Below are 23,903 nucleotides of genomic sequence, written 5' to 3'. Positions count from 1 at the left end.
ATAAGAAAGCCACTTACCTAATTTTTTATGAGGTGAATGGCTTTTTTTACGTTCTAATTATAATGAAGAGATAATTAACGCGCATCGATTATGTCGATGAAACTAAAAGTATGCTTTCGGTTAAAGGCATCTATGCAAAGTAAAGAACGCTTCAAAGGATTTAATTCCATTACAGTCATATAACTTGTAGGGAAGTAACCATCTTTATAATAAGTGATCAATATTTCTTTTTCTGAAATGTAAGAGCGTAATAAAGTATCTTCAATTTTGTCTCTATCATCATAGGGTGATACTATTTGCGATTCTTTCATATCAGTCGATTTTGATATATTTGTACTACTCATGCTTTCTATTCTCCTAACGATATATTTTCTATATGGGAAGGCTAATTACTATGGAAGTACCTTGTGTGATAGAACGAAGTAAGTATGGATGATTGGGAGCAGGATTGGCTTCGTACTAAAAAATTATCAAATTCATTCACTTATTTATAGTAATTATTTGTCATTCTTGTACTTTTTTGAATGGGATTCAAACTTTATTAAGGGGAATAAATCGATGTGATGAAGGTGAGCTAGTATGACAACTATCTCACCTTCTATATTAAGTAAGCATTTTTATATAACGGTATGATTTTCACGATATTGTCTAGGCGTCATACCCGCAATTTTTTTGAAGACTCTTGTGAAATAACTTTGATCATTAAAATTAAGCCAGGCACAAATATCTGATAATGGATAAGTCGTTAATGTTAATAATTTTTTAGCTTCTTCTACTCGTTCTCTCTGGATGTATTCAATTAAAGGAATTCCCACTTCTTTTTTAAATAGTTTTGATAAATAAGTAGGGGAAATATGTAAAAGGTTAGCAAGATCATTCAAAGATATTTCATCGTAAATATGCTTGTTAATATAATTGAGGCACGTAGTAATGGAATTAGAATATGCTTGATTATGATATTCTTTTACACGTTCTGCAAAAGTACATAATGCATCTTCAATTAACCTATTTACGGAATACATGTTATCTAGTTTCTCAATCGTTTGTATATATAAAGTACCGAGTGAAAAAGCAATATGCGATGGAAGATTACCGTCTATCGCATATCGAATAGCTAGCGTAATGGCGATAATGCCATTATTTTTTTGGTTTCTAAGCTGATCTCCTTTAGACCAAATTGTCGCATCTTCTTGGGGGAATGAATACGCATATTGTATGACCTTTTCTGTATTGCCTTCTTTAATGGCTGAAAAAAATTTGCGTTCCAATGATATGTCATAATTTTGCGGATCATGCCGGCGACGTTTTGAAATGTATAAATCAGGATTTACGATTTTATAAGAAACATCTTCGAGTAATTTATTCTCTTTCCAGACAATATCTCTATCTAATTTTTCATTAAAAATGACGTAATGTAACCAAATACTTATATCAATTAACGTGCTTTTTTTAATCTCGGGTAGAAATTGATAGTAATCTACTCCTTGTTGCATTTTATTATTACAGTTGAAATACTTCATCAGTTTAATCGCCATTTCATCTGATACTTTTGGATAGGTAGTCGGGCCGATTATAATTGTACCTTTTATATGTTCATGATTTGTTATATGGATGCTAATGAAATTTTCAAGATACTTATTTCCTTTGAAAATTGGAAAATTGCAAGGTACGTTTTCTTGATAAATTTCATTAAGATGTTCTTCTTTAGAAGAATAAAATGGACTACCAATTGTATGAGAAGTAGATTCATATACAATTTTTTTATCAGTAGATAGAAATTGAACAGGAACATGGAATGTTCTATGTACAAGGTCACATAAGTGCTGTAGGTCGATGGAATTATTCATTATCTTCTCCTTTTAAATAGTTTTGGAATACCACATATTCAGACTCAAATCTATATTTCTTATTATTTGCCTTTGTTTGCTTACATGAAAATAATTACATATATTGGATAATAATGAAAGTTGATTTACAAATTAATTTCCGCAGATAGTGCATGAAAATAAACGTAGTGATGGTACCTTCCATAAAAGTTCTTTTTATATTTATTATACCAAATTAATGAATATAAAAGAGGTATTTATATATGGAATAAGAAATGTTTCATTCTTCATAAAATCTTAAGAAATCTCCTCAATTTTTGTTAAGAAACGATAGTTATACTTAGAACCAAGTTAAAAACTATCGAACGAATGGGGAGAGGGTTACATGCAACTCATAACATTCTTACATGAATTTATAAAACATCCGAAACATACTGGTGCAATTGCGCCAAGTTCAAAAATATTAGCAAAGAAAATGGTAGATGTAATTGATTTTAATAGAGCGAAATGTATCGTAGAGCTAGGGCCTGGTACAGGGGTTTTCACGAGAGAAATTATGAAGAGAAAGAAGAAGGAAACGATATTTCTTCTTATTGAAATTAATGAAGTGTTTTGCAAAGAGTTAAAGAGAAAGTTTAAAAATGAGCAGAACGTCATTGTGGTACATGGTTCAGCTGAAAATATAAAGAAGTATATGGAAGAATTACAGATAGAATGCATTGATTACGTCTTATCGGGATTGCCTTTTACATCTTTACCAGAAGAAGTTTCAAAGCGTATTTTAAACAATGTAATGGAGGCGATACATGAGACAGGTGAATTTATTACATTTCAATATTCACTTGTGAAAAAAGGATTTATACAGCATTTCTTTCCTGAAATTACGCTCGAAAAAGTGTGGCTCAATTTCCCGCCAGCGTACGTCTTTAGCTGTAAAAAAGAGCTAAGGAGAGCATATGCTTAATGGACTTACATGAATTATTATCTTATATTGAACAGTACGGTTATTGGGCACTATTTTTCTGTTTATGGTTAGGTATTATCGGTATGCCAATTCCAGACGAAATGATCGTAATGAGTGGTGGGTTTGTCTCTTCATTAGGGATATTAAGTGTCATTCCAGCATTTTTATTAACCTATTTAGGCGTTGTATCTGGGCTGTCGTTAGGTTATATAGTAGGAAAAATATTTGGTACAAAAGTACTTGATAAGCTAATGAAAAAGAAAAAGGCGAAATATCTTTTGAAATCTCAACAAATGGTAGAGAAGTATGGCCATTATGCGTTAGTCACAAGCTACTTCATACCGGTTGTAAGACATATCGTACCGTATTTAGTTGGAATGAATAACATGTCATTTAAGGTGTACGCTTTGTATTCCTATACGACAGGACTTGTTTGGACACTTGCTTACTTTGTACTCGGTTCTTTATTTGGACAACATATTGAAAGGATTGTAGCGCTTGCGATAGAGTATGGCGTGTATTTTGGCGGAATTGTTTTTGTTGTTGCGAGTGGTGCTTATTTGTATAAGCAAAGAAGAAGTACGGTGATGAGTAAGTAAATGTTTATACTTATTGAGAGTAGTATAAAAGGGAGAGTTATTTTGTAGAATAACTCTCCCTTTTAATGTAATGGCTTCTTATTACTTACATTAGGTGTTGTTTGAAATACAGTTATATAAATTGTTAATATGATTGTATTGATTAGATTGGCAAATATAGTCATAAAATCACTTGATGGGATGAGAAGAACGAAGATTGAAAGTATGGCAGAAGCAAGTGGAATGAACTTTTGCAGAGTAGTTAACTTTCCTTCTTTATGAAGCTTCGAAGATTGAAAGAAGCTAATTAAGAAAATAAAGGATGTAAATACTAATCCTAAATACCCCCAACCATCTTCAATATACCAAGGTAAAAAGCTCATTCTTGATGTGAAAATAAATAAATTGAATACTAACGTGCTAATGATTAGCGTATTTAAAATCGTGATATTTGTCTGTTTTTCCATTTGAATTATACTCCGAAATTTATTTTATCCCGTATTAAAGGGCAGTAAAATCCCCACTGATTAAAGTTTTACTTTATTGAGATGTTTTTGCCATTTCCATAAATCGCTGTTCAATTTCATCGAAATCGAATGAGTGGCATATTCTGCGGTCTTCTTTATCTAAAATTCGATAATGTTGAGATAAAATATTTTGTTGTATTTGATAACCATTTAATTCTTTTATTTGTCGCCACCACACTTTTCCGCCTAATGTCTTCGGGAAGTTCGTATTGTAATGTGTAAAGGCGATTGTTTTTATAATTTCATTCACATCATCTCCAAATGTCATCTGGACTGTATCGCTCTGTTCGAAGAGTGTTACGACACAAACTGCACCTGACCATGTTAGCGTGCGTCTTCCTTTTTCGATTTCGACTAATGTTTTCTTTGATAAACCAATAATTTCTGACATTTTATCTTGTGATAAATCATTTTCAACACGGATGAGTTTTAATTTTGAATTAACGAGTTCAATAAATTTTTGTTTATCCATAATGCAGCTCCTTTTTCTTATAGTGTAAAATTACACTAAAGGTGTAATTTTGTCAATTGGAGTGTAAAAATTTATTTTTTGTCTATTTCAATCTTTTTAATTAATATTTCACTTTTAGTTTAAGAAAATGTTAAGAAATCGAACGAGTTTTTATTAAGAAATAAGCTCTATACTTAGAAAGATCTTAAAGAAAACATAATGAAAGGTAGAATATAGATGAAAAGATTTATTTTTGGATCACTACTTGTTATCGTCGCAGGAGCGGCATATTTATTAAATGGGAGCGCGGGGTTTGATAGAATGAATCCATTTCTTGATATAGAGGACCATTATGCAATAATTGATAACGATGGAAAAGAGTTAGGTGGAAATAAAGGTCGTGAATATAAAGTGAAAGCTTATGATGAAAATGGTAAGAAAAAAGAAGTTACAATTGACGAAGTAGATGAATTACCAAAAGGCTCATACTGGCATGTGCTTACGAGAGGTAAGTTCTTACATAATAAAGTACAAGTAACAACAGATAAAATTCCTGATGGAGCGAAGGCGAAATTAGGACTATAAGTATAAAACCGATTCTCAATGAGAGAATCGGTTTTGTTGTTTTATGGTAATGTTTAGTGTAAGGGGGCGAGGGTGATGCTACTCATTGTTAGTCTTATTTTAATCGGGGTTATGTGTAGTATGAGAATAGTATCTTTACATATGATAGAACGAGAAAAGATAGAAGAGCGATATGTATATTGTCCAAAATGTAATGCGAAAATTAGGAGAGGCAATTCTGCTCCCTTTTGTTCCAAATGTAATTTAACATTTTAATTATAGGAAATTTGAAATCATTTTGTATGGTTTTGGATTTTTTACACGAAAGCGTAAGAAAGAAATAGGTCTTTACTCTTTACTAGGTATTGGAAAAAAAGAAATAGGTCTTTACTCTTTACTAGGTATTGGAAAAAAAGAAATAGGCAAAATGCTGTTTTATGAAAATACGTTAATGGTTTTACTATCGATTAGTAATCGGCATTGTAATTGGTAGTTTACTTTCAAAATCATTCCTTCAGTTATTAGTAAGCACGATGGAATTAGGCGTAAACGTTCATTTTGAAGTACCGATTGGAGCGGTTATTGATACAGCATGTATTTTTTTGTTTCATTTTTCTTTATACATCTTTTAAAGGATATAGCGTTATTTATATTAGTTATTATTTCTTAACGGTTCATTCTTATTTTCGGATTGTGAGTAAATGAAAATAGTGATAAAGTTTTTCGGGAAACGAAAGAGAACATAGTGAAAATTATGTTCTCTTTCGTTTTTTATTAGCTAAAATGAGGTGTGCATAACTAAGGTTTGATAAGGGGAATTTGAAACAGAAAAGAGATGGGAAAACCATCTCTTTTCTGTTTCAATGTTTTACGCTATTATCTATTTTCTTTCTATTCACATATAGGAAATGCATCTTGTAGATAAGGAGAAAGATAATCCTTTATTCTAATATTTAAAGTGGAGAAAAGCAGAAGTTAGAGCTTTTGTAATAAACGCTCGCTACTATTCATATCATTTTTGCATAATGGACATTTTGGTTCTTCTTCTAATGAAAAATTTTTACGCATCCATCCACGGCAGTCTTTTGCCGTGCATTCCCATATAGCTATCGCTTCGGGATCTTCTACAGGCTTATCATTTTTTCTCCAATACATGTGATCGCTCCTCTAAAGTGAAAAGTTTTTTTGAAAAAATAAAAAGGTTGTTAACATTTTTTGTTAACAACCTTTTACTTATTAATTATACTGTATTTTTCGCAAAAATGCGAAGTTTAGTAATTATTAAAGTATAATAAAGTATTGATTACACAACCGCAGGATTATAAATCATCGTAAAGTGTCCTTGTAATAGTTCAATATGACAAGGTGTATGAAGCGAGCTTTCTCCATCTGTATCTACTTCTTTTTCTTCTTCTGTTTCAATGTGAATGGATTTCGCTTTTACATGGAAGATGTCATTTTCATTTGAGTCTTCAAATAGTTTCTTCCCGATATAATCTTTAAACGCTTGAATGCCTGTTGATTTTACAACAAAAATATCAAGTGTTCCGTCATCACATTTTACGTTCGGAATAAAGGACGGGATCCCGCCAAGATATTCACCGTTTCCAACCATAACAAGGACGGCTTCGTCTTCATATACTTGTCCATCGTACGTAATTTTTACGGGGAATGTTTCAGCGTTTTTGACAGTTCGAATGGTGCTTAAATAGTAACCAATTTTCCCAAGCTTTGCTTTCTCTTCCGCATCGATATTGTTTGATACTTCAGAGACAAGTCCAATGCCCCAGAAGTTTAAGAAGTGTAGGTCATTTGCTTTTGCGACGTCAACTGGTTTTACATGTCCTTGTGTAATAAGTTTTGCTGCTTCTGCGATGTTTTGCGGAACGCCAAGTGTGCGAGAGAAGTCATTGCAAGTTCCGCCTGGAATGATTGCAAGTGTAGGTCTAGTTTCAAGAGGTGCTAAGCCATTTGTGCATTCAAATACAGTGCCGTCACCACCAAAGACGATAATTAAATCTACTTTACTAGCAAACTCTTGGCAATATTTTGTTGCATCACCTTGCTTTTTCGTATGAAGGATATGTAAGTCAGGAAAAGCTGCCGCAAGAGGTGGTACGATTTTCGTTAAGTTCGTATGTAAATCACCTTGTCCTGCTTTCGGATTTACGATGAGGAGTACTTTTTTAAATTTTGTTTTTGTCATTTTATTCTCTCCCTTTGTCTTTTACGAATCGTGATAGAAAATAAACTTCCATCAATGATTGATAGAAGTTTATTCTATTTATATTACTTCGTTACAACTGAAGCGATAAATGGTAAGTTACGATATTTTTCTGCGCAGTCGATACCGTAGCCAACGATAAATTCGTCTGGAATTTGGAAGCCAACATATTCAGCTTTTAAGTCCACTTTACGACGCTCAGGTTTATCAAGTAACGTACAGAATTTCAATGCTTTCGGTTTATGCATAAAGAAGTGATCTTTTAAGAAGTGAAGTGTTAAACCAGAATCGATAATATCTTCTACGACAATTACGTTTTTTCCAGTAATGTTTACATCGATATCTTTTAATAGTTTTACTTTGCCAGTTGTTTCTGTTTGATTTCCGTAGCTAGATGCAGAAATAAAGTCGATTGTTACATCGTTTTTAATGTGACGAATTAAATCGGCAGCGAATACGAAAGATCCTTTTAATACAGCGATTACTACGATTTCTTCTCTTTCAAAGTCACGTTCGATTTGAAGTGCTAGTTCTTTTACTTTTTCTTGTAATTGTTCTTCAGAAATTAAAGTATCTTTTATTTCAAGATTCATTGGAGTCCTCCTACAGTGTAAAACTTGTGAACATTTCGACTGTAAAGGAAAGAAGGGGAAAAGTCAAAGAAGATATAAGTTTTTTACAGAAATCCCCACAAAATAGTCAGATGGTATGATATACTGATTACATCAAGAAAACGCTTCCAAAAGGATGATTATGATGAGAAAGAAAGAGTATACAAGTGCAACATTTATAAAAGCATTACTTTTAACAATTGTTCTTGGTAGTTTGGCTTACATAATTGATGTACCAGCGATTCGGATTTCACTAATTGGAATGACTTTAGTATTAGGCGCAATTTCCCACGGTATGATGTCACAGCTACAAGAAGCTGGAGTGGATCATATGAAAAATCATATAGATAAGAAATGAGAAACCTTCACGTATAGAGAGTGAAGGTTTTTTGTTTCTTACAAAAATGTAAGGTAGTTGTAAGGCAAATCGATAGTTGCATAGTAGTGTTTTGGATAAACTATAGGTGTAAGGTAAAAGGCAAGCATATTTTAGGTAAATTAAGTTTTAGGCACTCTATATGTGAAAAAGGAGTAGGAGGGCATGGAGAAACGTTGGACGACCTTTTCTTTTTTAGCAACTAGCAACACCGTAATGCTAGCTGGCGAAATGGATTTTTTGCACTTGTTTGATCGAGAAGACGATCATTCTTCTTCTAAATTTACAATGAAATGGAATAAATGGAGCGAAAGTTGTAGGTTTGAAGAAGAGGCCCCTAACGAAGAGCAAAAGATTATTTTGACAAACCCTATTAAAGCGTGGGTTGTTCAACGTCGTAAGTGTAACGTCAAAAATCACTTAAAGAAAACTGAGCCGAGACAATTAGTTATCGCTCCGGCCCGTTCTACTTCTAAATCACGCGAAAGTAACATGTAAATATTGAGACACACACCCGAAAAAACATCGCATATATTGCGATGTTTTTTTATTTTTCTACAATGAAATCTTTAAATGAAATATATTTCATCTGCATCTTATATTTATATCTCTTGTTTATTCTAGTGATACATCCGATGCGAGTTGATGTGAATAAAATATAAGGAGAGAATGAAGATGAAAAAGAGACTATTACCAATTTGTGCAATGGCACTTTTAACAGTAGGATATTCTTCAGTAGCGAGTGCGGATACTGGAACAGTAACAAAGGAAGAACAGGCACAACTGCAGCAAGATAAAGCGAAAAAAGAAGCATTGATTAAAGAACAGCAAAAAAGTGAAGAAGAGAAAAAGCGAATAGCGCAAGAGCAGTTGAAAAACGATAAGGCGAAAAAAGAAGCAGTGATTAAGGAACAGCAAAAAAGTGAAGAAGAGAAAAAGAGAATAGCACAAGAACAGTTGAAAAATGATATGGCAAAAAAAGAAGCAGCACAAGTACAACAAAAAAATGGTGCGGTAAAAAAAGAAGTAGCGAAGCCAGCTGTACAAGGTGAAAAATTACCAAACACAGCATCTAATAATGTAGCAATGATGGCACTAAGCGCATGTCTTGTAGGGATAGGGACATTATTTGGTTTGAATCGTCGCAATAAAGTTAAGGCGTAAATAAAATATTGTCCTATAAAGAATGGAATAATTTCATATATTAAAAATGGTAGGTTATTCCTACCATTTTTGGCATGGAGGGATGAACATGAAGTTACTCAATTATATCGGTATCATATTGATGGCTATAGGGCTATTTATGGGATCATATTACGCTATGGAATGGTATAAAGGAAAAAGCTCTGCTCAACAATTAACGAAAGAAAAATTAAAGAGGCTTGAAAATATACAACATAATCAACTTTCTTACGAAACACCTGTAACTTCCCAAGTACCTTCTTCTCAAACAGAACATAAAGAAGGAGAAAAGGTTGCACTGTTAAATATACTGAAAATAAAGAAGAAGTTTTCTATATACTGGGGAGCGGATGATGCAACGTTGAAGAAAGGAGTTGGAATGTTCGTTAGTGATGTAACGACAACGCCATCTGGAGGGGGACATACTGTACTGAGTGGACACCGGGATACTGTCTTTACAGATTTAGGAGAGTTAAAAGAAAAAGACACTCTTGTTTTAGAGTATGATAATAAAACTTACACATACGAAATTCAAAAGATATGGATTACCCATGCGGATGATCGTACTGTTATTATAAAAAAAGAAGAACCGATATTAACACTAACGACTTGCTATCCATTTGATTATATAGGGGATGCACCAGATAGATATATTATCGAGGCGAAGTTAACGGCTAGTTATTCAAAATGAAGTGATAGTTTCTGAAAGCGGAAGGGGGATACATAAGTTATGTCAAAAAACATTTTAATTGTGGAAGATGAAGATATTTTGCGTGAAATATTAAAAGATTATTTTTTGAGCGAGCAATATGTAGTGTTTGAAGCAAGAGATGGGAAAGAAGCTTTAGTTGTATTTGAGGAAGAAGAGGTTGATTTAGTTATTTTAGATATTATGTTGCCGGAACTTGATGGATGGTCTGTTTGCCGAAGAATTCGTAAAACATCGGAGGTTCCTATTATTATGCTGACGGCACGTGTAGATGAAGATGATACGTTACTTGGATTTGAACTTGGGGCGGATGACTATGTGACGAAGCCGTATAGCCCACCAATTTTATTAGCAAGAGCGAAAAGGCTGTTAGAAAGTAGAAAAGTAACGAAGCAACTTCTAGAGAATGAAGATGATACATTATCTATTCACGGTATTCACGTCCACTTCCCATCGCGCACTGTTACGGTAGATAGGACAGACATTAATTTAACACATACTGAATTTGAAATATTAGCGTATTTCATGAAAAATCAAGGGATTGTTTTAACGCGAGAGCAACTCATTTCAAGAATTTGGGGATATGAATTTGCTGGTGACGATCGAACGGTTAATAGTCATATTCGTAATTTAAGAAATAAATTAGGAGAGAAAGCAAAGTGCATTACAACTGTAGTACGAACAGGTTATAAATTTGAGGGGAATGTATGAGAAAGGGGATTGTACTAAAATTATTTGCCCTCACAACAGCATTATGTATGTTAATTTTAGCGACGATATTTATTGGACAAACGATATTTTTTAAACAATATTATGCGAATCGAAAAGTAGAAGATATTAAAGTGAATTTAAATTCCTTTGAGAAGAATTATTTGAATTATGCAGGAAGTGCAGAAGGAATTCAGAAGCTGGAGCAAGACTTTTTAAGAGAAAATAATACGTGGATTACAACGTTAGATCAGAATGGGAATTTAAAACATGCGGATGATTTTTATTTTGAAGTAACGATAGATCGTAGGCAACAAAAGAGCTTTGGACAACAAATATTCAAAATTCCTTTATACAATCTCGTCAATATAGAGGAGATTGATAATAAATTATCAGATCCGTTTTTAGGACAAGAAATTTATTTTTCTGGCGTGAAAAAAGGTGATAGTTTTATTCCATTCTCTTTCGCGTTAGGTAAGCAAAATTTAAATGGATCTAATAAACCGTTAGAAAAAGCGTTTCAGGAGAAAATGAAATTAGATGAGGAGAAAAAGAGAGCGGATCAAGAACAACTTGTTAAAGAAAAGAAACCAGCTGTTCAGGAAGAATCTGCTCAGGAATTAGATACTTACATAAGAGGACGTGTTACGAAAGTACAGTTTCCTGATGTAAAAGGTCTTGTAAATCCAATTTATAAAAATAGTCTATTCTTAGATAGCATAAAAGAGTTTCAAAGGGATGTATTACTAAATGAAAGTAATCAAATAGAATATTCAATAAAAACAATGGACTATGAAAAAAATGATATAAAATATAAATTATTAATGAAACCAATAACAGAAAGAGACGGATCAGTCACATATATTTATGCGATGGCTTCTTTACAGCCTGTAGATGAAGCTGTACAAATGGTGCAAGATTACTACATTTACATCATTGCATTTGTAGTCGTTCTTATTTTTCTAGCTTCGTTCTATTATTCAAAACAAATTGCAAAGCCGTTATTAAAAATAAATGATACGACGAAGAAAATAGCACACTTAGATTTCACAGAACAAATACCGATTACTTCAAAAGATGAAATTGGTGATTTATCGAAAAATATTAATGTATTATCTAATAAGCTCCATTCGCATATTGGACAGCTAGAACAAGATATTGAAAAGGAAAGAAAGTTAGAAAATACGCGGAAAGAATTTATTTCTGGTGTTTCGCATGAATTAAAAACACCGCTGAGTATTATGAAAAGCTGTATTTCTATTTTAAAAGATGGAGTAGCTGAGCATAAAAAAGAATACTATTTTCAGGCAATGGAACGAGAAGTAGATAAAATGGATACTTTAATTTTGGATATGCTGGAGTTAGCTAAATTTGAGTCAGGTACATATAAAATGAAAAAGGGTGTATTTTATATCGATACAGTAATTGAAGATATATGTGAACACCTTTCTGTGGACATAGAGAAAAAAGAACTTCATGTGCATAAAAATATATGTTCATTTGAAGTAGTCGCAAATCAAAGTCGGATTGAACAAGTAATCGTGAACTTCATTACGAATGCCATACGTTATACACCGAATAAAGAGGATATTATTATTTCTACAATAGATGAGAAAGATCGTATAAAAGTGTGTATTGAAAATAAAGGTACTCACATTGAAGAAGAGCAATTAGATAAAATTTGGGACCGTTTTTATCGCGTGGATGCAGCTCGCCACCGTTCACAAGGTGGAACTGGGCTTGGTCTAGCTATTTCTAAAAATATTTTAGAACTGCACGATGCTGAATATGGGGCAGAAAATACAGAAGATGGTGTATTATTTTACTTTTATTTACCTAAAAAAGCGTAGATGATGCATGCTACGCTTTTTTTAGTTTATTTTCATATTATCTTTACCTAATCTTTATTTTTAAACGATATAATCTGGGTAGAAAATGAGGTTATGTAAGGAGTCGATGAACCGTGCATAGCAAGTGGCTAAGTATAATGGTATTTATTTTCTTTTGTGCATTTATTGTATTTTTAATTGATATTACGATATAACAAAAAGAGCGCTTATTAAGCGCTCTTTTTGTTTGAATTTATTTGATAAGCATTGATGCTCTTGAATAAGCGAGGTGAAGTAAGAAATAAAAATATAAGTAAAACGGTACATAAAATAAAAGAACCGAGCATTGTACTGCCGTTTACGATTAATGAGTATAGAACTGCTGATTGACCTTTCGGTGCATATTGTCCCCAGAAAATAATACCAGCAATAAAGTGGCAGAAATAGCGAGCAAAGCTACCGATAAATGTAGCAAGGATAATATAAGCAAGGACTTTCTTACCTTCGTTTTGTTTTGATGAAGGTTTTTCTTTACGGGTACCTAAACTTGATTGTTCTAAGTTATTTTCATTAGACGTTAAAAGTGCTTTTTGAATTGGACGATAGAATAAGCCAGCAAATCCGATAAAAGCAAAGGCAATGAAGTACTCAATGAAAGCTTGAATAGGTGTTAAAATGTAAGCATCTCCTACGACAATTTGTAATAGTCCCCAAACTAAACCACCTAAGAAAGCTGATTTAAAGCCCCAGCGGTATGCAATAATAAAAATAGGAATCATAGCGAATGAAATGGAACCGCCTGTTGGAAGTTTGATTGATAATGGTAAAATGTCGATGACCAAGGCGAAGGCTGCAAGAATTGCAGATTCGATCATCGCTTGTAAATTGGTGTTACGCATGTTGTCTCCCCCTAAATCCAAGTTGTACAAAAAAGAATAGATATCATAGGAGGATACGAAATACGTAAATAAAAAAGAGGTATGTATTTCGGACGTTTGCACAATCCCTGCGTTAGCATTAACTAACAGGTTCGAAGGGTCGGAACGAAGTGTTCCCTCTCAGCGGCATGGCTCCCCCAGTGATAACGAGATTCTTTATTTGCTATTGTTTATTGTAAGCGAAATGGATGAGAATGGCAAACGAATACAGTATGACAATGATTGAAATAGAATTGTAGCGAAATGTTAATAAATATGAAGCAAAAGGGTATAGTACAAGAGAAATAGAGTGTGCTATAATTTTTTTGAAAATAATTATCATTCTCTTCTGAGGGGGAAGGTTATGAGCTTAGTAGATATTAAAATCGGTGAGAAAGTGTTAGTAAAAAGCGTTCAGTCTTTAGATCATTTACTGAAGAGAAGATTGGCTGCTTTCGGTCTTTCTGAAGGAAGCGAACTTCGCATGAAGCAGAAAGCGATGTTCAAAGGTCCTTGTACATTGGAGTGTCGTGGACAGTTAATTAGTATTCGTCATTGTGACGCGAAAATGATAAAGGTGGAATTAGCGTGAATAAGGTAGCTTTGCTAGGGAATCCGAATACAGGGAAGACATCATTATTTAATGCACTTACTGGTTCTTATGAATACGTAGGAAACTGGAGCGGTGTAACAGTAGAAAAGAAGGTTGGTAAATTAAAAGATAAGCAAGGAACATTAATTGATTTACCAGGTGTTTATGATTTGAATCCAGTTTCGCGTGATGAAGGTGTCGTTACAAATTTTCTACTAACAGACGAATTTCATCATATGTTAAATATAGTGGATTCTTCGCAATTCGAGAGAAATATGCATTTAACGTTGCAATTACTTGAGTTTGGAAAGCCGGTTTCAATCGGATTAAATATGGTCGATGTGGCAAAGCAACGAGGCATTGTAATTGATGTAAAACGATTATCAGAGCTATTAGGTGTAACAGTCGTTCCTGTCGTTGCAAGAAGTGGAAAAGGCTGTGAAGAACTACTTGCTACTCTTAAAGAAAATGACAAAAACGAGAAAAAGCCATTCATTATTTCATATGGTGTACAGATGGATGAAGGAATTGGAGAGGTAATAGCCCTTTTAGAGACAGCGAATTATAAGCATCCAAGATGGTTAGCCCTTCAATTTTTAAGCAATAACGAAGTAGTAGAAAAAGAAATGAAAGCATTACCAATTTATAAGGAACTTGTAGCCATTCGATCTCGCTTAGAAGGAAAACTTGATTGTACGTTGGAAGAGCACATTTACAAAACTCGTGAAGCGTATATTGAAAAGTTAAAAACAAATGTTATGAAGCATGAGAAAGAAGGAAAAATTCCTTTTTCGGAAAAAATTGATAGATTAATTACACATAAAATTTTAGGACTTCCAATCTTTTTAGCAGTTATGTTTTTTATTTTTCAGGTTACGTTTACGTGGATTGGTACACCTTTATCCGATATGTTAGATGAATTTTTTGGTGGACAGCTTACGGATTGGGTAACGGCTGGGCTCACAAGTGTTGGAGCTTCTGATTTTATTCAAGCACTCGTTACAGAAGGTATTATTGCCGGTGTTGGTGCGGTATTAGTATTCGTTCCACAAATCTTTGCACTATTCTTTTTCATTTCATTATTAGAAGACTCAGGATATATGGCGCGAATTGCAGTTGTTATGGATAGAATTATGGAGTTCTTCGGTTTAAATGGAAAAGCATTCATTCCGATGATTATCGGTTTTGGATGTAATGTTCCAGGTATTATGGCAGCGAGAACGATTGAACAAGAAAAAGAACGTTTACTTACAGTTCTTGTAACACCATTTATGTCTTGTTCGGCACGTTTACCTGTATATGCATTATTTGCGGGAGTATTCTTCCCTCATAGTCAGGCAACTGTTGTGTTTTCTTTATATGTTGCAGGTATTGTTCTTGCATTATTAGTTACAAAAATTATGTCTCTTACAATTTTAAAAGCGGAAAAGTCTATTTTCGTCATTGAACTACCTCCTTACCGCGTGCCACAAGCGAAAACGTTATGGCTAAGCACGTGGGAGAAAGGTAAGGGATTTGTTCGTAAAGCAGGTACATTCATCTTCGGTGGTTCTGTTGTCATTTGGTTATTAAACTATGCAGGTCCATCAGGATTTGGTGTTGATATGGGAGATAGTTACTTAGCGATGATTGGTGGATTTATTGCACCACTATTTGCACCGCTCGGCTTTGGAACGTGGCAAGCTGCAGCATCTCTTTTAACAGGATTTTTAGCGAAAGAAGTTGTCGTTTCTACAATGGCAATTATTTATGCGGTGAAAGAAGATGTGCTTGGAAATGTAATGGGAGCACATTATACTGCGTTATCAGCATATGCATTTATGTTCTTTATTTTATTATATGTTCCGTGTTTAGCGACAGTAGCTGTTATTAAACGTGAAACAGGATCAACGAAGTGGACGATTTTCTCTGTCGTTTATCCACTCGTTGTTGCTTATGTATTAACGTTCATTATATACCAAGTTGGATCCTTACTCGGATTCTAGAAGGAGATGTATTAGAGTGATGGTCAATATTATAATCGGAGCTATCATTTTTGGTTATGCAGCATACACGTTAGTTAATTTTGTAAAGAGAAGTAAAAAGGGAAAATGCGCAGCATGTTCTTTAAATAAATCATGTCAGTCGCAAACTTGTAGTCCGGATATGGAGCAAATCGCTCACAAATAGCAAAAAAGCTTTGCGAATTTCGCAAAGCTTTTTTGTTTTACTTTTTAATTTTTACAAGTTGAGAAGCTTCTACACCGTTGTAGCCAGGGAATTCTTTACTAGGGTCTTTATCGAATTTTAATACCCCAACAGATTTTTCATCGCCTTTTACATTTACGTAAGTTGCATCATCAACAATCGCGAACATGTCGGCATATGCACGTCCACTTCCGATAATTGTATTGCCTTCGTATTTTAATTTTGCCCCATCAAGTGTAGCATTTTCTACTTTTTCTTTAGCAAATAATACACCTTGTTCTGCTGTTACAGCTGGTAATTTATTAAGTGGTTTCGTGTCGTCTTTTTCATCAACTTTGCTAAGTAACTCTTTCTTCACCAGTTCTTCACCAGTTTTCTTATCCATAACAAGAACTTTTTTACCCTCTAATGTAGTCATTTTCATTTTATAGAAGTCTTTTTCTTTCACTTCTTTTTTGTTTTTATCTGTAATTTGTTGAACTTGTTCTTCTGATCCGTACAGTACAAAACCGTTTGCTTTCTCTCCTAATAAAGAACAACCTGATAATGCTCCGAATGAAATTGCTGCTGCTAATCCGATGCCTACTAATTTTTTCATGATGATTTCTCCTTTTTATATGTTTTATTGTAAATACAGTTTTTGTATTAGTTCTGAAATGATGAGAAGCTTGTTCGTTGCTTCTGGTATTAGTGTATAAGAAATATTGCAACGTAACTATCGAGTTAGCTTACAGTAACATTACAATAATGTAATTTAGTGAAAGTGCATAAAAATAAGTCAATTCTGAAGAGGGTTAATGAGAATATATTAGGAATACAATGTTTTATATAGAATGTCATATTATATTGGCTGTATTTTGGAAATAACATGTAAGGACATATTAGTTTTGTTATAATAAACACGTAGGCTGTAAAAATGAATATTCTTTACTGTTAAGGGAGATTTTTCAGTTTTCCAAGTAGTGAATTTGAAATATGAGGTAAGTCATAGGAGGAATTAGAATGTCTGTATTTAAACGATTACGAGATTTAACAATGTCGAATGTATATTCATTAATTGAAAAAGCGGAAGATCCAGTTAAGATGACGGATCAATATTTACGCGATATGCAAGCGGATGTACAAGAAGCTGAGAAAAGTGTAGCAGCTCAAATTGCACTTGAGAAGAAATTCAAAATATTATTTGAAGAGCAAGAAGCACTTGTGAAAAAACGTGAAGAGCAAGCTCATATGGCTGTTCAAGCAAGCAATCTTGATCTTGCACGTCGTGCTCTTGAAGAAAAACAAAACGCAGAGCAAAAGATGAATGAGTATAAAGCAAGCTATGAGCAAAACAAAGCTGCTGCCGATAATCTTCGCCTGAAGCTAGAAGAAATGCGTAAGCAATTAACAGAGCTGAAAAATAAACGTGAAACACTTGTAGCACGTGTAAATGCGGCGAAAGCACAAAAGAATATTAATCAGGCGATGTCTGGATTTGATTCAAATTCAGCAAAAGCTGGTTTAAGTCGTATGGAAGAGAAAGCTCTTCAATTAGAAGCTGAAGCAGAAGCAAGTGGTGAAGTGTATAAAAAAGAAAAGTCATTAGATGATGAATTCGCAAGCTTAAACAAAAATTCTGCTGTTGACGATGAATTAGCTCGTATTATGAAGCAGTATGAGAAATAATATAGAATAGACAAAGAAACCGACATGTCTGAAGAGAATTCATGTCGGTTTTCTATTACTTTTTAGAGGAGGTTTTGCAATGACATGGACAAATGTGTTAGCCATGCTTGTATGGACTGGAGCAAGTGCAGTACTTTTATTTGCAATTATGTGGGTTGATTCAATTTTTACTAAATACAATGATTTAAAAGAAATAAAGAATGGGAATACAGCTGTAACAACGCGTTTCGTTATGAAATTATTCGCGCAAGGGTACATTTTATCTCAATCCATAACGAAAGCAAATGACTTATGGCAAGCGCTACTTGCATCAGCAGTTTCTTTCGTTATTTTATTAGTGGTAGAAATGTTTATCGAATTTGTGTTAAAGAAAATGTCCGGTTTAGATTTAGAAGAAGGTACGAAAGAAGGCAGTGTTGCGCATGCGATGTTGGCCGGATCATTACATATCGTTGGTGCACTTATTTTAGGTGCTTGTTTATAAAGAGAGAAGGAGGGGTAAATCATGAGTTTATTTAAACGAATTAAAAATATAATGAAGAGCCCAGAACCGCCGAAACCGGAGAAGAGTTTGTTAACGTTAGCTCCTGGCGATATGATTGAAGTTTCATTAGTCATGTACGAATTAACTGGGAAAACGAGTATGCATTCTCGTAAAGAAATTGTTTTAACACTGCAAGACGGGAAAGATATTCGTTATTTAAAAATTGAAGATCGTGAAAATACGTATTACAAATTATATACACCAATCGATGGTCGTTTAGATTCAATTGATGAAGTTCCGACGACAATTGAAATGGATGATACAGAGTACCATATGGAAGAGCAATATAACGGACGTGTTGTTGTGATGGGGAAAACACCATTCTCTGCTTCAGAGGAACAGTACGTATGGGAATTCCAATCAGATAACCGAAAATTATTACGTATTGAATGGCAAAATGGTCGCACAATGATGTATGAGGGAGAAGCAATTATTCCTGCTGATGTACAAATTATAAGAGCAACGTAAGGGGGCGTAATCATGTCAAACCGATTGTTTACCATGATTAAATCGTTCGTAATCCCTATACTTGCTATCGTTCTATTACTTGTTGTTGCTGGATATGCCTTATCAGGTTGTCAAGGCGGACAGACAAAGTCGATTCAAGACCGTTATCCACTAGAATCTGTCGCAAAAGAAGGTAAACAAGAATCTTACGTGTATAGGGCCGCCAATCGGTCAGTTCCTGAAGTCGCAAAGGAACTCATTAATGAAAGAGAACCGAAGCAAGCATCTAAAGAAGACGAAAATCAAATGTTCCTCGTTTATTCTGATAAGATTTATAACCTGCAAAAGGATAAAGAGAAACCTTCTGATACGTTAATTGAAATAAGTAATAAAGAATTTGTCCGTCAAAATTACCAACCATCCTTCCTGCAAGGATATATTATGGGAAGTATTTTAAACGATATATTCGGTTCACGAAAATCATCATACGGTGATTATCGCGGATATAATGACAGACAAAATCATAAACCGGTTATTCCAGAGAGACCGCCTACGAAAGAAGAAAAGAAAACCCCGCCTCCAATTACGAAGGAAGGGAAAGGATCTATCATTAAGCGAGGCGATAATGTAGATTCGAAACCTTCCGTAGGAGATACAGGAAGTATTACGAAAAAAGGAAGTAGTACGCCTCCGCCTTCTACTGGAAGCAAAGGAAAAATTACAAAAACACCAGGTGGCTCGAGCGGATCAGATGTGAAGCCGAAATCATCTATTAAAACGCCGCCAAGGAATACATCTCCTCCGAAAACGAGGGTCGGTGGTTCAGGAAAAATTACGAAGAGAAGATAGGTATAGAGGCCGAAAAGGAGAAGTTGCTTTTCGGTCTTTTTATTATGGAAATTAATTCCTTGTAGCTGGTACAATTAAGTTATAAGGAGGAAATTAGTATGACTATATATAAAAGGTTTAGTTTGATTATGTTCCTCGTTTTATTCCTCAGTTTGTTTATTAGCACAACGATGAAATTTCACTTTGTAGTAGGTATTCTATGGATACTATGTACATGTACTCTTTTTCTATATGTTCCGCTGCGCTTTCAACATGAAGTGCCTGCCTTTCAAAAATATGTAGCATGGATTAAGAGAGGAAGAAGATGGGGAGAGTAAAATTATATCAGCGATTATTAGAATATATCGACCGCAACTCCAAATATATCAGCGATTATTGAAATATATCGACTTACCGACAACGACCGCAACTTCATAATAAGAAGAGGGTGTGCCAAATTGTTGGCACACCCTCTTTATTCATGATGATTAATGAATATCACGTTTCTTAAAGTTACCGCCTTTTACTTCTGCTACGTCATAAACTGTAATAAAGGCGTGTGGATCGATTTCATTAATAAGTTCTTTCATTTTACTTTCTTCTAAACGGTTAATTACACAAGAAATTTCTTTGAATTTCTCTCTTGAATAACCACCGTATACTTCGTTATATGTTGCACTTCGGCCTAAACGATCACGAATTGTTTCTACCATTAATTCAGGCTCTTTCGTAATGATTTTAAATGCTTTCGAACCACTTAAACCAACTTCAACGATATGAATCACTTTCGAAGCAATAAAGTAAGCAATTGCCGAAAGGATAGCTCCTTGAAGACCGAATACTGTTGATACGAAAATAAATACGAACATGTTTAAGAATAAAATAAGGTCACTTGTTCCAAAAGGTAACTTACGAGAAAGCAATACAGCTAGCATATCGATTCCATCTAATGCGCCGCCGTTACGTAATGCTAGTCCCATACCGAAACCGATAATAATACCACCAACAACTGTAACAAGTAGTGTATCGCCTTCAATAATAGCTGGTATTCCGTGCATAACAACAGTACCTACTGCTAATGAAGCAATCCCGATAATGGAATAAATAGCAAAGCTTTTACCGATTTGCTTATATCCTAACCAAACGAAAGGAATGTTAATAACTGCGATTAGAGCTCCTAATGGCAATCCAAATAATCTTGAACTAACGATACTTAAACCAGTCACACCACCGTCTGATACGTTATTTGGAATTAATACTGCTTCTAATCCGTACGCTGTGATAAATGCCCCAATAATAATCATCAAAGCTTTTGAAGCAATTTTTAGCTTATTGGGCTTGTTTTTGATAATTTTCTCCATGTAATTTCCTCGTTTCAAACTAGTTTCTTATTTGTTACGTCATTCACACCTAACTTCCATTTTAACATTTAATTTGAAAAATTTCTCCTTTAATGGATGTATGCAGGGGATATTATGACCATACTCACTTTAAAATATTTTTGAAGTGAGTATAAGAAATCCCATCCTTTCAAAGGATGGGAGACTATTAAGAAATGATAAAACTAAGCACGGATAGGAATAAAGAAAATCCTAAAATAGCTCCGCAAACTTTCATATGACGTTTACGTCCCATCACAACGATTGCGACATACTCACGAATCATTGCATTAGGCCAGTAATAAAATGCAGTTTTTGATCCGATTCCTTGGCTATTAAGCCCCGCTTGTCTTGCATATATACCAGCGCGGAAAAGATGGAAATTATTCGTTGTAAAAATACTTCTATACTTACCTTCAGGTTTTAAAGACTCCATAATTTCTTTAGAGAACGACATATTTTGATATGTGTTTACAGAGCGATTTTCTTGCACTGTATGTTCAAGCGGGATTCCTTTTTCAACAGCGTACTTTTGCATCGCTTCCGCTTCTGGAAGACCTTCATCTGGACCTTGTCCACCAGAGAAAATGATTGTTGGTGGTGTATTCACAGCGGCTTGTTTCCAGTAAAAGTCGATTGCTTTATGAATACGACTTGCAAGTAAAGGCGGTACTTTATCATTAATTAAGCCGCTACCAAGAACGATGATGAAATCTTGATTACGCCTTGGTCTGTTGAATTGATATAGAAAATAAGCGCTTAAGAAGTTAGATAAGTGTATAAAGAAATATAAGGTTATAAGAGAAATTCCACCAAAAATAGGTTGCAAATGCGGTGAGAAGAAACTTGCTGGACTTATGAAAAAGAATAATATACAGAATAAAATACCTAAAGCAGCAATGAGTGTTAAACAGTTAGTGAACCGTCGTCCTTCTCGTTTCATTAAAATTCTCGCATTCAGAAATAGCCCAAACATTAAAGCAACAACACCGAAAGGAATCATAAGAATAAGTGCTAAAATAGGTAAAATTATACTATAGCGTAGGACATCAATACTTGAATTTACAGATATAATCACACAAAAAAGAAGGAAAAAACAGAAAAAAACATTAAATAAAAAGCCGTTTATTATTTTTCGCGGATCCTTTAAGTAAGAGATAAGAAAAATAATAAACAATATAAGAGGAATAATTCCAAAATACATAAATATAGTACACCTCAATTTGTATAATAATTTGACATACCCTTTATATTACATGATTTTATAATTGAAAATGAAAGAAAAAATGATTTAGAATTTTCTCAATAAAATATATAGATACATATGTTACAATGTATGGAAAGCGATATATTAAAAGTAAAATGGTTGAAAAGGCACTCTATGGAGTGTCTTTTCTTTTTTTCATGTAATTATGCATATTATATTTATTTTCAAGTGAAGAGGATTAAAATATAAGTGGTAGGCAGACTATATAAAGCAGAATTTCTTACAAACATTTCCCTCTACTTTTTGTATCTAACAATCGTATAACAATAAATAATTCTGTTTTATAGCGTCTGTTTATGAAAGGTGCCCTCTTTGAAGGCACCTTTTTATTGTTTCATGTAGATACTTTTCACTGTTGATATAGTGGAAAGTATCTATACTAAACATTAGCAATCTTCCGTATAAATATTATCAATTTACTATATATTCCAGTGGTGTTAACCTACATATGAAAGGCTTTCTTTTTCAAAATATTACCCCTAATAAATTTTTGAAGAAGTCAACTGTCTCCAAAACTGCCATTCATGCTTAGCAAAAAAGAATCCTTTTGGATTCTTTTTTGTGTTCGACATAATGTGACAAAATATATTTAAATAATTTGTTATATTGTTAAATGGTTATTATAGGAAAGAAAAGGAGACTTAAGTATGGGATTTAAAAAATTAATTTTAACAGGTGCAATTGTTGCAACTACAGCATTTACTTCAATTGGAACAGCGCAGGCAAGTGCAGATTTTAAAGATGTTCCAAACAATCATTGGTCTTATAAAGCGATTATGGATTTAGCAAATAAAAACGTTGTTGCTGGATACGGAAATGGGATTTTTGGATTTGGTGATGATGTAACACGTGAGCAAGTTGCAGCTCTTATGTTCCGTCATTTCAAACCGACAGTAAAAGAACAGTATAACAATCCGTATAAAGATGTTACGGATCGTTCAACTATGTTTAAAAAAGAGATTCTTGCTTTAACAGAGATGGGTGTATTCGTTGGAGATAACACAGGAAAATTTAGACCGAAAGATTCGTTAACTCGTGAAGAAATGGCACAAATTTTGACAAGGGGATTCCAATTGCAAATAAGAGGCGATCATAATTTCCCGGATGTAGATAGAAATGGATGGGCGAATCCTGCGATTACTGCAATTAAATCAAATTATATTACGGCTGGAACTGGTGATGGTAAATTCGCACCTAAAATGCATGTAAGTCGTGAGCAATACGTTCAGTTCTTATATAATGCAACGTTACCATTTGAAGAAAGACCAGGAGCAAAACAACCACAACCAGAAGTGAAGCCAGAAGTAAAGCCAGAAGTAAAACCTGAAGTGAAACCGGATCCGAAACGTTTTGCTAATTGTAAAGAAGCAAACGATGCTGGATATTATGACATTACAAGAGATAGTCCATATTATGGTAAGCATTTAGATCGTGATGGCGATGGAGTTGCTTGTGAGAAAAAGAAAAAAGGTAAATAAGAAAAAGCACTCAGTTTGAGTGCTTTTTCTTATGGAAACATGCTATT

30 protein-coding genes, 1 pseudogene and 1 riboswitch are annotated in these 23,903 nt (G+C 33.9%); of the genes and pseudogenes, 20 read left to right on the top strand and 11 right to left on the bottom strand.

All coding sequences use genetic code 11. The annotated features are described in order from the left end of the window. Positions 1–74: 74 nt before the first annotated feature. Positions 75–344, bottom strand: coding sequence for a YolD-like family protein (locus tag ACU8YW_RS24080; protein WP_088064665.1), 270 nt, complete (start codon positions 342–344; stop codon positions 75–77). A gap of 273 nt (positions 345–617) precedes the next feature. Further along, positions 618–1,847 (bottom strand): helix-turn-helix domain-containing protein, encoded by a 1,230-nt coding sequence (locus ACU8YW_RS24075; RefSeq protein ID WP_088609434.1) that lies wholly within the window; start codon positions 1,845–1,847, stop codon positions 618–620. A gap of 364 nt (positions 1,848–2,211) precedes the next feature. Between ACU8YW_RS24075 and ACU8YW_RS24070 the strand changes: the two genes are divergently transcribed. Further along, entirely contained in the window at positions 2,212–2,790 is a 579-nt protein-coding gene (locus ACU8YW_RS24070; protein ID WP_097889148.1) for a class I SAM-dependent methyltransferase, read from the top strand. Continuing rightward, positions 2,790–3,389, top strand: coding sequence for a DedA family protein (locus ACU8YW_RS24065; protein ID WP_426934130.1), 600 nt, complete (start codon positions 2,790–2,792; stop codon positions 3,387–3,389). Before ACU8YW_RS24070 ends, ACU8YW_RS24065 begins: the two co-directional genes overlap by 1 nt. A 62-nt stretch (positions 3,390–3,451) precedes the next feature. On the opposite strand, the gene ACU8YW_RS24060 is transcribed toward ACU8YW_RS24065, so the two are convergent. Continuing rightward, on the bottom strand, positions 3,452–3,835 hold the full coding sequence (locus tag ACU8YW_RS24060) for a hypothetical protein (protein WP_426934129.1): 384 nt from the start codon (positions 3,833–3,835) through the stop codon (positions 3,452–3,454). Positions 3,836–3,908: 73 nt separating this feature from the next. Next, positions 3,909–4,367, bottom strand: a complete 459-nt coding sequence (locus ACU8YW_RS24055; protein ID WP_000360776.1) for a helix-turn-helix transcriptional regulator — start codon at positions 4,365–4,367, stop codon at positions 3,909–3,911. Positions 4,368–4,583: 216 nt separating this feature from the next. On the opposite strand from ACU8YW_RS24055, the gene ACU8YW_RS24050 reads away from it, so the two are divergent. The 3 genes and pseudogenes from ACU8YW_RS24050 to ACU8YW_RS24040 form a co-directional block, all read left to right on the top strand. Beyond that, positions 4,584–4,931 (top strand): YxeA family protein, encoded by a 348-nt coding sequence (locus ACU8YW_RS24050; protein ID WP_097889151.1) that lies wholly within the window; start codon positions 4,584–4,586, stop codon positions 4,929–4,931. A 75-nt stretch (positions 4,932–5,006) separates the two neighbouring features. Beyond that, complete coding sequence (locus tag ACU8YW_RS24045) at positions 5,007–5,186, top strand: hypothetical protein (RefSeq protein WP_088064659.1); 180 nt, start codon at positions 5,007–5,009, stop codon at positions 5,184–5,186. A gap of 19 nt (positions 5,187–5,205) precedes the next feature. After that, positions 5,206–5,561 (top strand): annotated as a pseudogene (locus ACU8YW_RS24040) (FtsX-like permease family protein); the annotation flags it as partial. Positions 5,562–5,885: 324 nt separating this feature from the next. Here the strand turns inward: ACU8YW_RS24040 and ACU8YW_RS24035 are convergent. From ACU8YW_RS24035 to hpt, 3 genes are all read right to left on the bottom strand, one after another. Continuing rightward, complete coding sequence (locus ACU8YW_RS24035) at positions 5,886–6,065, bottom strand: cold-inducible protein YdjO-related protein (protein ID WP_000289924.1); 180 nt, start codon at positions 6,063–6,065, stop codon at positions 5,886–5,888. A 148-nt stretch (positions 6,066–6,213) separates the two neighbouring features. Further along, positions 6,214–7,116: a diacylglycerol/lipid kinase family protein gene (locus ACU8YW_RS24030; RefSeq protein ID WP_426934128.1), complete on the bottom strand. Its 903-nt coding sequence runs from the start codon at positions 7,114–7,116 to the stop codon at positions 6,214–6,216. Between the two features lie 83 nt (positions 7,117–7,199). Continuing rightward, positions 7,200–7,727, bottom strand: a complete 528-nt coding sequence (hpt, locus tag ACU8YW_RS24025; RefSeq protein WP_446894015.1) for a hypoxanthine phosphoribosyltransferase — start codon at positions 7,725–7,727, stop codon at positions 7,200–7,202. Between the two features lie 160 nt (positions 7,728–7,887). Between hpt and ACU8YW_RS24020 the strand changes: the two genes are divergently transcribed. The 6 genes from ACU8YW_RS24020 to ACU8YW_RS23995 all read left to right on the top strand — a co-directional run bounded on the left by ACU8YW_RS24020 (position 7,888) and on the right by ACU8YW_RS23995 (position 12,570). Continuing rightward, a complete protein-coding gene (locus ACU8YW_RS24020; RefSeq protein WP_097889152.1) occupies positions 7,888–8,103 on the top strand; it encodes a hypothetical protein in 216 nt (71 codons plus the stop codon). Positions 8,104–8,286: 183 nt separating this feature from the next. Then, complete coding sequence (locus ACU8YW_RS24015; protein ID WP_046199459.1) at positions 8,287–8,619, top strand: hypothetical protein; 333 nt, start codon at positions 8,287–8,289, stop codon at positions 8,617–8,619. 177 nt (positions 8,620–8,796) lie between these two features. Next, positions 8,797–9,285, top strand: a complete 489-nt coding sequence (locus ACU8YW_RS24010; protein ID WP_426934126.1) for an LPXTG cell wall anchor domain-containing protein — start codon at positions 8,797–8,799, stop codon at positions 9,283–9,285. An 88-nt stretch (positions 9,286–9,373) separates the two neighbouring features. Further along, positions 9,374–9,994, top strand: coding sequence for a class D sortase, LPxTATN-specific (gene srtD / locus ACU8YW_RS24005; RefSeq protein WP_426934125.1), 621 nt, complete (start codon positions 9,374–9,376; stop codon positions 9,992–9,994). A 39-nt stretch (positions 9,995–10,033) separates the two neighbouring features. Further along, entirely contained in the window at positions 10,034–10,723 is a 690-nt protein-coding gene (locus tag ACU8YW_RS24000; RefSeq protein WP_060486642.1) for a response regulator transcription factor, read from the top strand. Next, complete coding sequence (locus ACU8YW_RS23995) at positions 10,720–12,570, top strand: sensor histidine kinase (RefSeq protein ID WP_426934124.1); 1,851 nt, start codon at positions 10,720–10,722, stop codon at positions 12,568–12,570. Before ACU8YW_RS24000 ends, ACU8YW_RS23995 begins: the two co-directional genes overlap by 4 nt. Before the next feature lie 209 nt (positions 12,571–12,779). Here the strand turns inward: ACU8YW_RS23995 and thiT are convergent, their stop codons facing one another. Further along, positions 12,780–13,448 (bottom strand): energy-coupled thiamine transporter ThiT, encoded by a 669-nt coding sequence (gene thiT, locus ACU8YW_RS23990; RefSeq protein ID WP_097856768.1) that lies wholly within the window; start codon positions 13,446–13,448, stop codon positions 12,780–12,782. A gap of 86 nt (positions 13,449–13,534) precedes the next feature. Beyond that, a riboswitch (TPP riboswitch) is annotated at positions 13,535–13,636 on the bottom strand. 194 nt (positions 13,637–13,830) lie between these two features. On the opposite strand from thiT, the gene ACU8YW_RS23985 reads away from it, so the two are divergent. The 3 genes from ACU8YW_RS23985 to ACU8YW_RS23975 are packed head-to-tail and all read left to right on the top strand — an operon-like array spanning position 13,831 to position 16,227. After that, positions 13,831–14,058: a FeoA family protein gene (locus tag ACU8YW_RS23985; protein ID WP_000060518.1), complete on the top strand. Its 228-nt coding sequence runs from the start codon at positions 13,831–13,833 to the stop codon at positions 14,056–14,058. Continuing rightward, positions 14,055–16,043, top strand: coding sequence for a ferrous iron transport protein B (feoB, locus tag ACU8YW_RS23980; RefSeq protein ID WP_088064653.1), 1,989 nt, complete (start codon positions 14,055–14,057; stop codon positions 16,041–16,043). The genes ACU8YW_RS23985 and feoB overlap by 4 nt, the downstream gene beginning before the upstream one ends. Positions 16,044–16,059: 16 nt before the next feature. After that, positions 16,060–16,227 carry a FeoB-associated Cys-rich membrane protein gene (locus tag ACU8YW_RS23975; protein ID WP_000989597.1) on the top strand — a complete coding sequence of 56 codons (168 nt, stop codon included), beginning with the start codon at positions 16,060–16,062 and terminating at the stop codon, positions 16,225–16,227. A 37-nt stretch (positions 16,228–16,264) separates the two neighbouring features. Here the strand turns inward: ACU8YW_RS23975 and ACU8YW_RS23970 are convergent, their stop codons facing one another. Continuing rightward, positions 16,265–16,843: a lipoprotein BA_5634 family protein gene (locus tag ACU8YW_RS23970; protein ID WP_097889156.1), complete on the bottom strand. Its 579-nt coding sequence runs from the start codon at positions 16,841–16,843 to the stop codon at positions 16,265–16,267. 404 nt (positions 16,844–17,247) lie between these two features. On the opposite strand from ACU8YW_RS23970, the gene ACU8YW_RS23965 reads away from it, so the two are divergent. The 5 genes from ACU8YW_RS23965 to ACU8YW_RS23945 all read left to right on the top strand — a co-directional run bounded on the left by ACU8YW_RS23965 (position 17,248) and on the right by ACU8YW_RS23945 (position 20,070). Beyond that, the gene (locus tag ACU8YW_RS23965; RefSeq protein WP_000110287.1) at positions 17,248–17,913 is read left to right on the top strand and encodes a PspA/IM30 family protein; all 666 of its coding nucleotides are present in this window, start codon (positions 17,248–17,250) and stop codon (positions 17,911–17,913) included. Positions 17,914–17,992: 79 nt separating this feature from the next. Then, positions 17,993–18,397, top strand: coding sequence for a DUF350 domain-containing protein (locus ACU8YW_RS23960; RefSeq protein WP_000220323.1), 405 nt, complete (start codon positions 17,993–17,995; stop codon positions 18,395–18,397). A gap of 21 nt (positions 18,398–18,418) precedes the next feature. Then, positions 18,419–18,925 (top strand): DUF4178 domain-containing protein, encoded by a 507-nt coding sequence (locus ACU8YW_RS23955; RefSeq protein WP_000051753.1) that lies wholly within the window; start codon positions 18,419–18,421, stop codon positions 18,923–18,925. Positions 18,926–18,937: 12 nt separating this feature from the next. Then, entirely contained in the window at positions 18,938–19,753 is an 816-nt protein-coding gene (locus tag ACU8YW_RS23950) for a DUF4247 domain-containing protein (protein ID WP_000071201.1), read from the top strand. Positions 19,754–19,851: 98 nt separating this feature from the next. Beyond that, positions 19,852–20,070 (top strand): hypothetical protein, encoded by a 219-nt coding sequence (locus ACU8YW_RS23945; protein WP_088064650.1) that lies wholly within the window; start codon positions 19,852–19,854, stop codon positions 20,068–20,070. A gap of 150 nt (positions 20,071–20,220) precedes the next feature. Here ACU8YW_RS23945 and ACU8YW_RS23940 read toward each other — a convergent pair whose 3' ends face one another. After that, positions 20,221–21,093: a YitT family protein gene (locus tag ACU8YW_RS23940; RefSeq protein WP_000411244.1), complete on the bottom strand. Its 873-nt coding sequence runs from the start codon at positions 21,091–21,093 to the stop codon at positions 20,221–20,223. A 187-nt stretch (positions 21,094–21,280) separates the two neighbouring features. Continuing rightward, positions 21,281–22,315, bottom strand: coding sequence for a YdcF family protein (locus tag ACU8YW_RS23935; RefSeq protein WP_087984896.1), 1,035 nt, complete (start codon positions 22,313–22,315; stop codon positions 21,281–21,283). 710 nt (positions 22,316–23,025) lie between these two features. On the opposite strand from ACU8YW_RS23935, the gene ACU8YW_RS23930 reads away from it, so the two are divergent. After that, positions 23,026–23,856 carry an S-layer homology domain-containing protein gene (locus ACU8YW_RS23930; protein WP_426934122.1) on the top strand — a complete coding sequence of 277 codons (831 nt, stop codon included), beginning with the start codon at positions 23,026–23,028 and terminating at the stop codon, positions 23,854–23,856. Positions 23,857–23,903: the final 47 nt, after the last annotated feature.

The sequence above is a fragment of the Bacillus pretiosus genome (assembly GCF_052947655.1).
The sequence above is the reverse complement of the archived record's forward strand: the minus strand, read 5'-3'. Positions and strand labels throughout refer to the sequence as shown.